Here is a 522-nt window from a genome sequence, read left to right on the forward strand (position 1 = left end):
TATGACTCTTATTGAGAAAGAATGAGAGAGAAGAGAGAGAAAGTTATCCACAGATCATGGGGTTATGCACCCCATATATTAAGATTGACCAGTGACATAAGCCGCCCATTTATCCATATAAACACGGCGCTGTTCTAGATAATCAGTCCGACGATAGGCACGCTCTACTTTACCTCCTACTGTATGACTTAGAATGGTTTCAGCGACCTCATAGGGGGCATCGGTTGTCTCAGCGAGCCAATTGCGTAAACTAGAGCGAAAACCATGGGGGCAGGCATCAATCTTATTCTCTCTCATATACTTTGCCATACAACTATCAGCAAGGGGACCGCGACCGGTAGCAGAAAAAAAGAAATCATTGCGAGAGAACAAGCGCGCTTGTTTTAAGATTTCTAATGCCTCTGATGATAAGGGCACACGAAATTCTGTTGTAGCATCACGCAAACCTTTCATATTTTCAGCAGGGATAGTCCAGATATCTCCATCAACTTGATCTTTATGAATATGACACAAAGGATTGGT

Annotated in this window: 1 protein-coding gene; it reads right to left on the minus strand. The window is 42.9% G+C overall.

Going from position 1 to position 522, the window contains the following annotated elements:
• Nucleotides 1-78: 78 nt before the first annotated feature.
• A partial coding sequence (locus tag ACFIKI_RS08670) for a tyrosine-type recombinase/integrase (protein WP_375666817.1) occupies nucleotides 79-522 on the minus strand: 444 nt, incomplete at its 5' end.

Origin of the sequence: Bartonella sp. TT121SHDZB, from assembly GCF_042193415.1 — a bacterium.
Taxonomy (GTDB): Bacteria; Pseudomonadota; Alphaproteobacteria; order Rhizobiales; family Rhizobiaceae; genus Bartonella.